The sequence below is a fragment of the Desulfosarcina sp. genome (assembly GCF_041551955.1).
Taxonomy (GTDB): Bacteria; Desulfobacterota; Desulfobacteria; order Desulfobacterales; family Desulfosarcinaceae; genus Desulfosarcina.
The window spans coordinates 1-7,665 of sequence record NZ_JBFELV010000239.1 but is presented as its reverse complement, the minus strand read 5'-3'; the positions used below and the strand labels follow the sequence as shown (position 1 = coordinate 7,665).

General features: G+C 59.8%; 8 protein-coding genes. 2 read left to right on the top strand and 6 right to left on the bottom strand.

Annotation, left to right across the window (positions count from 1 at the left end):
* Positions 1–187: 187 nt before the first annotated feature.
* From ABYV26_RS16445 to ABYV26_RS16420, 6 genes are all read right to left on the bottom strand, one after another.
* Positions 188–1,276 carry a hypothetical protein gene (locus ABYV26_RS16445; protein WP_372682442.1) on the bottom strand — a complete coding sequence of 363 codons (1,089 nt, stop codon included), beginning with the start codon at positions 1,274–1,276 and terminating at the stop codon, positions 188–190.
* A 4-nt stretch (positions 1,277–1,280) separates the two neighbouring features.
* Complete coding sequence (locus ABYV26_RS16440) at positions 1,281–1,679, bottom strand: hypothetical protein (protein ID WP_372682441.1); 399 nt, start codon at positions 1,677–1,679, stop codon at positions 1,281–1,283.
* A 188-nt stretch (positions 1,680–1,867) separates the two neighbouring features.
* Complete coding sequence (locus ABYV26_RS16435) at positions 1,868–3,058, bottom strand: hypothetical protein (protein ID WP_372682440.1); 1,191 nt, start codon at positions 3,056–3,058, stop codon at positions 1,868–1,870.
* A 70-nt stretch (positions 3,059–3,128) separates the two neighbouring features.
* A complete protein-coding gene (locus ABYV26_RS16430) occupies positions 3,129–3,497 on the bottom strand; it encodes a hypothetical protein (protein WP_372682439.1) in 369 nt (122 codons plus the stop codon).
* A gap of 54 nt (positions 3,498–3,551) precedes the next feature.
* A complete protein-coding gene (locus ABYV26_RS16425) occupies positions 3,552–4,763 on the bottom strand; it encodes an anion transporter (RefSeq protein ID WP_372682438.1) in 1,212 nt (403 codons plus the stop codon).
* A 47-nt stretch (positions 4,764–4,810) separates the two neighbouring features.
* Positions 4,811–5,467: a GntR family transcriptional regulator gene (locus ABYV26_RS16420; protein ID WP_372682437.1), complete on the bottom strand. Its 657-nt coding sequence runs from the start codon at positions 5,465–5,467 to the stop codon at positions 4,811–4,813.
* A 212-nt stretch (positions 5,468–5,679) separates the two neighbouring features.
* On the opposite strand from ABYV26_RS16420, the gene ABYV26_RS16415 reads away from it, so the two are divergent.
* Together ABYV26_RS16415 and ABYV26_RS16410 are read left to right on the top strand one after the other, a co-directional pair.
* Positions 5,680–6,201, top strand: coding sequence for a cysteine hydrolase family protein (locus ABYV26_RS16415; RefSeq protein ID WP_372682436.1), 522 nt, complete (start codon positions 5,680–5,682; stop codon positions 6,199–6,201).
* Positions 6,198–7,526, top strand: a complete 1,329-nt coding sequence (locus ABYV26_RS16410; RefSeq protein WP_372682435.1) for a nicotinate phosphoribosyltransferase — start codon at positions 6,198–6,200, stop codon at positions 7,524–7,526. Before ABYV26_RS16415 ends, ABYV26_RS16410 begins: the two co-directional genes overlap by 4 nt.
* Positions 7,527–7,665: the final 139 nt, after the last annotated feature.

Below are 7,665 nucleotides of genomic sequence, written 5' to 3'. Positions count from 1 at the left end.
GAGCTACATGGGTGAATCGACTCTAATTGAATTCGAGGATCGTTTCAAGCCAAGAAATCCCGCGCGATCATCCAAACGGGGGCTGGCATCAGGCACGCCGAACCGATTCACAAGGAGATAATGGGTGAGGCCGATTCATGCTGGGTTTTCTCCCGACCGCGCCCGAGACGCAATGGTTGCCGGGTTTCTATCTGGCTATGTCGAGCGATCCGGTCATCGCGGCAATGAAACAATTCCCGCCGCCTCCGCCATCGGAAAGCGGCGCGCCGGCGGTCTGGCCTATTGTTGTCCTCGGCAACGAGGAGGCGGACCATCCGAGGTCCTGCATCAATGCCGCGGCCAGACCCACGTCGTGGATTGCTGCGGTGAACGACGGCTCCATCAGTTCGTCGGGACTCAGCGAGGTGCTGAAGTGGGATATCGAAGACCCCGGGTTCTGCGGGTCGGGGGCGTACATCTCCACGTGGCCACTCGGGTGCCGGCCTAAAGTCAATCCGTCGCTTAGGGCAACTACATCGGGACCAATCCAATGGAGGTTTCCCGAATCGACGCTCGCTGAAACACGAGCCCCATCGGTCATCTCGGGATAAAGTTCTCCGGTCGAGTGATTTTCCAACCATAGCATGAACACGTCGTCAAAATTATTGAGTTTGGCGCCGGTGCCGAGATCCACGAAGGTTTGAAAACCAAGGCCGTGACCCAGTTCGTGCAGCACAACGCTGACAAAATCGATGGTGCCGGCGGGCGGACTCCCATCCAGGCCGTAGTACCAGACTTTTGGAAATGCGCAGGTCGCATCGTCGATGGCGCTGTTGAAAAAGGCGTCGATGTCAGCCAATCCGGGCGCTAGATCGGCTCCTGCCAGTGCGTTGGCCAGCGCGGCGGGATACCACGTGTTTACCACCGGTGCCCCTGTGAAGTCGCGGTGCACCGTGTTCGTGCCGGCAGCACCGAGGTCGGCAGTCGTGGCGTCACACGGCTGTGGATCGAATGTTGCGCCGACAACGATCGCCTGGCTGCTGTCGAGCAGGCCGGCCCATATGTCAGCGGCGTGCCCAAAGGCAATGAATCGCTGAGCCCCAAGGGTTGCACCGGTGTTTCCGCCGGCTGCCGAGGTCGGGTCAGGGGCACCGGGATCGTTGAACCCCTCGTCGGGCCCGTCAAGAACATCGATGACGATGGTTGCCTGTGCAAGGACAAGGCCGGGGGCACCAAGTGAAACGGCTGTCAAGGCGGCCACCAGAAGCGCAACCGGCAATCTTTTGCGATGCTGCATGGTTTCACTCCACCCTGTCACTATCCGGGTGTTCGACGGTGGTTTTGCCGTTCCTCTCGACGGTTGCCGAAACCGGACTTTGAAAACGGCCCTTCAGATCGATCATCACCCCCCCGCCCGGCACGGGGCTTGATGTTTCTTCCATCGTTTCTGCCGAGATGCTGAAGGCGGAAGGCTGGATGGAGTTGCCTGCAGTAGGCGTTTCCTGCTCAGCCGGGCTGATGAATTCACCGGTCTGGGGATCGATGGTCGCCCGCAGGGCAATCCCCGTCCGGGTTTGCTGCTGGGCCGCTGTTGCGCTGGCCTTGGTTTGTCCCACCTCCTCAATGGTGGACGGAGAGCACCCTATTGAGCAGTGGGTGCAAAAAGCCAACACAAGCATAAACAAGGCAAATCGTTTCATAGGGCAATCCTCCCGTGGAGCCCGGGCACGCGATAAATCATTTATCCTTAAAAACATAATACACCAAAGTAAAAAATCACGGCCTCATCTTTGCGGCTGCCGGGTGATTGTTCGTCAGCACCGCGGGTTGCCTGTTTAAAGGGGACATCCTGAAAAGACTTGATTTCGCCGGAGTGATTTCAGCGGCATCAGGAAGCGGAAACAGCCTTGATGTGATCGGTATCCTCTTGCCCGAAGGGATCGCCGATTATCAGGGAACCCGCCACCAGGCACTCCAGCCCGAAAGGCAGGTACCCGCCGTAGCCCAGAATCGGCATTTCGAACAGGTGGAAGCGCTGCACGAAAGGGACGGTGTAAGTCCAGCGGGCCAGGCTGAAATAGTTCCACATCTCCCAGAAGAACCCGCAGGCCAGGGCCGCCAGGGCCGGGACTACCAGCGGCCGCCAGTCCCCGTACCCCAATGGATGGAGCAGGGTGTGCCGGCCGGCCAGCGCCTGGATGGACAAGATGCCGATCAATGGCGATACCCACAGCAGGGCGAAAAGATGATCCGGGAAGATGCCGATCAGGGTCAGTCCGCCGCTCGCCGCTGCCAGGCCTGCCAGGGGCGTCAACCGGCCGGAGGGCAGGCGGATCGGCCGGCCGTGTGCCAGGCCTTTTCCCAGGGCGGGAAAGGTGAGCAGAAGATCGATCATGCTGAGCACGCCGGGCAGCACCGTGGCAAATGCCAGGCTGGAGTAGTACGCGTACTCTCCAGGTCCCATGCCTTCGATGCCGGTGTAGTACCAGTTCTGGACGAAGCGGTTGAGGTATTCGAAGAACCACCAGAACCCGGCACTGGCCGGAAATAGCAGTAAAAACCGCAGCGGCCGGCGCAGTATCAGGCAACTGCCGCTGCGTTTGACGGCCAGGGCATTGACGGCAAGAATGAAGCCGGCCCAGATGGGCAGGAAGGTGTGGGGTTGGAGGAGCCAGAACCAAGAGAACCGCTGCCAGGCCAGGAGCCATGAGGTCAGGCAGAGGGCCATGCCGGCCCAGCCCCACCAGGGAAAGCGCCCGGGGTGCGGCCAAGCTGCAGCGCCGAAGTCCTTTTTTTCCGCTGCGGGCAAACCGGGCCTTTCGATTGTTTGCCGTTTATGCTGCCGGCCATGCTGGATGGCCCACAACAGGCCGCTGATCAGCAGCAGGTCGGCGATGGCAAAAAAGCGAAACCACGCCCATGAAAAACCGGCGTGCACCACACAGCGGGTGGTCGGCGGTATTTCCAGGTAGGGGGCGGGATCCCGACCGGCAGCGAGGATGCCCAGCAGGGGAAGGCCGGCCAGCAGCAGGATGAAGCCCAACCCGCCGACAGCTGTCTTTTTGCCCGACGTCTGCATGATGCTCGAGGTTCCACTCCCGGACGATTTGTCGCGAAGCCCCGGCGACGCCGGAGGCGGAGTCGTCCGGCTATTGAATCCAGGAGATGACCACGGTACCCAACACCAGGGCGATGATGCCCACCAGCCGGTATCCCTGGCCCGAAAGCGTTTCCATCCAAGATTTGCTGATCTCGAACAGGCCGCCGGGGTTGAAATAGATCAGAACGCCCTTGACGATTCCCAGAACGCCGATGGTCCCGATAAATCCGCTGTGGCTGGTCGACGATGCGGCCAAGAGCAGCAGCAGGCCGAAAAGGGCGGGGATGATGGCTAGGATTTTGCGGTCCAGGCGGGTCATCACCCCTGTAAAATAGGTCTTGTAATCGTCCGTGTACAGGATGGCGATTGCACCGGCTGCAATCCACAGGAATCCCAGCAGATAAATCACGAACTTCATCGTTTTAATCTCCTTTCCCCGAAGCGCTTTTTTTTAACCCGGAACTCGATCGTATCAGATCATACCCCATACCACCAGAACGATCAATGACATCAAGGTAACCGGTACCCCCACCCGTGCATGCTCCCTGAAGGAGATATCGACCCCCATGCGGGATGCCTGTTCGATGACGATCAGATTGGCGATACTGCCCAGTACGAACAGATTGCCGGCGAACGTGCTGGACAGTGCCAGCGTGTACCACTGATGGGAATCGGTCGGGTCCATGAATGGTATCAGCAGCATGACGGTGGGCACGTTACTGAAGAGGTTGCTCAGCAATACCGTCAGGCCGGTCAGCATGGTGCTGTTGCCCAGATCTACACCCCAGCCGGCAAGCCGTTCCATCAGCAGGTTCAGATCATGTGACTGGACGATGCCGTGGATGACGATGAACAGGGCGCAGAACAGGGTGATCAGGTGCCAGTCCACCAGCCCCAGGATGTCCCGGGTTTTCATCCGGCGACTGCAGAGCAGGATGCCGGCGATGGCGATGGCCGACACCTCACGGGGGACGGGGGTGAAAAACAGGGCCAGGAGAGCAACCACGGCGCCGATGCCTTTGGCGCTCTGCCAGGGGTTGAAATCCGGCCAGGCGCCGGGGGCGCCGCCGATACGACGGGTTTCTTTGATGTCCATTCGACCCCGGTAAATCCGGAGCAGGAGCAGATAGCTGCCCAGCAGGGAGACCAGTGTGGGCGGCGCGCACCAGGCGATGAAACGGCCGAAGGCCAACTGGCCGACCTGACCGATGAGCATGTTCTGGGGGTTGCCGATGATGGTGGCGGCCGAACCGATGTTGCTGGAGACCGCCAGGCCCAGCAGAAAAGGTATGGGGTTCCTGCCGGAACGGATCAAGGCGGCCGTCAGGACCGGCGTGAATGCAAAACAGACGATGTCGTTGGCCAGCAGGGCCGATAGAACGGCACTGACCGCCATGAGAACCAGCAAAAACGTTTTCGGTCGCTTCAGCAGCGTCAGAATCCGCGAGGCCGACCAGGAGTAGAAGCCGCCGAGTCGCAGCTGGGCGGAGATGACCATCAGTGAATAGAGCAGCAGAATCGTGGGCAGGTCGATGGCCTGGACCGCGGATGGCGTGGAGATCACCCCGAAGCCGACCATGGCGATGGCACCCAGCAGAGCGATACCGACACGGTCGATCACCAGGCCTGGGACTTTGCCCAGGGCGATGGCGAGGTAGGTGATCAGAAAAATGGCCAGGGACATAGGAATCAAGCGGATAGGTTGAAGGCCGATACGGTTGAAATTGTGCCTTACAGTCTCACTTCGTCGGGCACCCCCAGGTACTTGGCGCGGATGCGGTCGAAATGGCGCACCAGGGACTCACGCCGCACGCGGGCCGTCTCCATGCCGTCTCTGGCTTCCATGCCGGCCAGGGTGGCTTCGATTTCATCCAGCATTTCACGGACCTCCTGCTGCCAGTCGCCCTTGTCGAGGGTGACATACCACAGGCGGAAGGTCAGGGTGTAAAGGTGGTCGGACACGGACTGGAGTATCGGATTGCCGGTGGCGTCATGGACGACTCGGCGTAACCGGCGGTCAATTTCCACCAGGGCATCGGGGTCTTTGCGGCCTGCCAGCACCTCACAGTCTTTACGAATGGCGTGGATCTCTTCCAGGTGGGCGTCCGTGGCTAGTTCCGCGCAGAGCCGGCCCACCTCTCCTTCGATGCCGAGGCGTGTCTGGTAGGTCTGCATCATGGTCTGAAATTCGATTTGAGTGACCATGGTGCCCGTGCGGGGGATGATGCGGGCCAGCTGCTCCCACGACAGCCGGTAAAGCACCTCGCGCATGGGGGTACGGCTGACGCCGAATTCTTTGGCGAGGACATTTTCATTGAGGATCTGCCCCGGTGCATACTCCAAATACAGAATTCGGCGCTTGATTTCCCGATAGATGTCAGGGTTCATGCCAATTAAACCTTCTTGCCTGCGGATGGATATGCCAATGGTTTGAAATTACAATGAACCTCTGTATTACCAGTGACGCAACGCTTAATCAACACCACTTGTTCGAAAAGGGTTCAAGTGTTTAGTCGATCCATGTTTACAAATGGTTGTTTGAGGACTATTTTGGCTCAAGCAATCGACGGGCAAACGAACGCCCGGAAAGGCGGATTCTCATGATCAAAGCAGCATTGATCGTCGTGGACATGCTCAACGATTTTATCGACGAAAAAGGTGCCCTTTATTGCGGCCAGGGCGCCCGCGATATCGTCCCCTTCGTGCGCCTGCGGTTGGAGGCCCACCGGCGAGCGGGCAGTTTGGTGGTGTATCTGCAGGACGCTCACGCCAAGGACGACCGGGAGTTTGAAAAGTTTCCCCCCCACTGTGTCGCCGGCACCTGGGGTAGCCAGATTATCGACGCGCTTGTCCCCCGGCCCGGCGAACCCGTGCTGCCCAAAACGCGCTACAGCGGATTTTACGGCACCGGCCTGGAAACGGTCCTGGCTGGGCACGGCCCCGAGGAGGTGGAGGTGGTGGGCGTGTGCACCTCCATCTGCGTGATGGACACCGTCGGCGGGCTGGCCAACCGGGACTACCGAACCATCGTGCCGCGAGCCGGCGTGGCCGATTTTGACGCCGAGGCCCACAGCCATGCCCTCAAACGGATGGAACGGTTGTACGGAGCGACCATCCAATGAGTTGTCTCGAGTTTCCCGGGCCCCTGTTCACCGACCTTTACGAATTGACCATGGCTGCCGGCTACTTCGACCGGCAAATGGACATTCCGGCTACCTTTTCCCTGTTCGTGCGGCCCCACCCCAGGCGGGCCTATTTCGTGGCCGCCGGGCTTCAGGAAGTGGTGGATGCACTGACCCGCTTTCGTTTCAGCGACGAGGAGATTGACTGGCTGGTGCAGACCGGCCGGTTCAAACGCGATTACCTGGCTTACCTGTCCACACTGAGATTCACCGGGGATGTCACGGCCATGGCCGACGGGGAGATCTTCTTCCCCGACGAGCCCGTGATGGAGGTGACGGCGCCCTTGATCCAGGCTCAGATCATCGAGACCTACCTGATCAATACCGTGGGGGTTGCCAGCCTGATGGCCACCAAGGCGGCCCGCTGCGTCCATGCCGCTGCCGGTCTGCCCATCGTCGACTTTTCCCTGCGCCGTACCCAGGGCAGCCATGCGGGGATGGCGGTGGCCCGGTCGTCCTATATCGCCGGTTTTTCAGGCACCAGCAATGTGCTGGCCGGCAAGACATGGGGTATTCCCGTATCCGGTACCATGGCCCATTCCTTCGTGACCGCATTTGAATCGGAAGCCGACGCATTCGAGGCCTATGCCAATCTGTTTCCGGACAGCGCCGTATTTCTCATCGACACCTATGACACCCTGCAAGGCGCCAGGAATGCCGTTATGGTGGGCAATCGCATGAGGAAAAAGGGCAACGCCCTGCAGGGTGTCCGGCTGGACAGTGGGGAGATGATCACCCTGAGCCAACAAGTGCGCCGGATACTGGACCAGGCGGGACTGCCGGGGGTTAAGATTTTTGCCAGCAGCGGCTTTGACGAGTATGCCCTGGAGCGACTGATTGCCGGCGGCGCCCGCATCGATGCCTTTGGTGTGGGCACGCGCATGGGCGTGTCCGCCGACGCACCGTACCTGGACATGGTTTACAAAATGGTGCGCCGCGGCGGTAGCAATGTGCGCAAAGTCAGTCAAGGCAAGATCACGTTGGCCGGTGAAAAGCAGGTGTTTCGCTTTACAGCGGACGGTGGCCGTTTTCTCGAAGACGTCATCGGCGTAAGGGGTGAAACGGTAAACGGCGCCACCGCATTGTTGAGGCCGGCCATGCAGAAGGGCCGACCTGTGGGGCCGATGCCGACGCTGGAAGAAATTCGGGCACGTTTCGCCAGTAACTTCGAGCGACTGGATCAGCGTTACAAACGTTTGGACGATGCGGACCTTTATCCGGTACGAATCAGTGAGCGGTTGGAGGAGATACAAAAACGGCTCTAAACGAAGGGTTCAAGGAGTCCAGGATTCAAGGGGTCGAGGGTCTTTTTCCCGGCGACCGTATCCAAGCACACAGCATCCGGATTACTTTTGACAGGCTGGCTTTAAGACGCTCCAATTCTTGGTGCCACACTTGACCCCT

Excerpts from the sequence above, each read along its gene's own strand:
- ABYV26_RS16445 (WP_372682442.1), bottom strand. The coding sequence starts at position 1,276 with ATGCAGCATCGCAAAAGATTGCCGGTTGCGCTTCTGGTGGCCGCCTTG.
- ABYV26_RS16415 (WP_372682436.1), top strand. The coding sequence starts at position 5,680 with ATGATCAAAGCAGCATTGATCGTCGTGGACATGCTCAACGATTTTATC.
- ABYV26_RS16410 (WP_372682435.1), top strand. The coding sequence starts at position 6,198 with ATGAGTTGTCTCGAGTTTCCCGGGCCCCTGTTCACCGACCTTTACGAA.
- ABYV26_RS16425 (WP_372682438.1), bottom strand. The coding sequence starts at position 4,763 with ATGTCCCTGGCCATTTTTCTGATCACCTACCTCGCCATCGCCCTGGGC.
- ABYV26_RS16430 (WP_372682439.1), bottom strand. The coding sequence starts at position 3,497 with ATGAAGTTCGTGATTTATCTGCTGGGATTCCTGTGGATTGCAGCCGGT.
- ABYV26_RS16440 (WP_372682441.1), bottom strand. The coding sequence starts at position 1,679 with ATGAAACGATTTGCCTTGTTTATGCTTGTGTTGGCTTTTTGCACCCAC.
- ABYV26_RS16420 (WP_372682437.1), bottom strand. The coding sequence starts at position 5,467 with ATGAACCCTGACATCTATCGGGAAATCAAGCGCCGAATTCTGTATTTG.
- ABYV26_RS16435 (WP_372682440.1), bottom strand. The coding sequence starts at position 3,058 with ATGCAGACGTCGGGCAAAAAGACAGCTGTCGGCGGGTTGGGCTTCATC.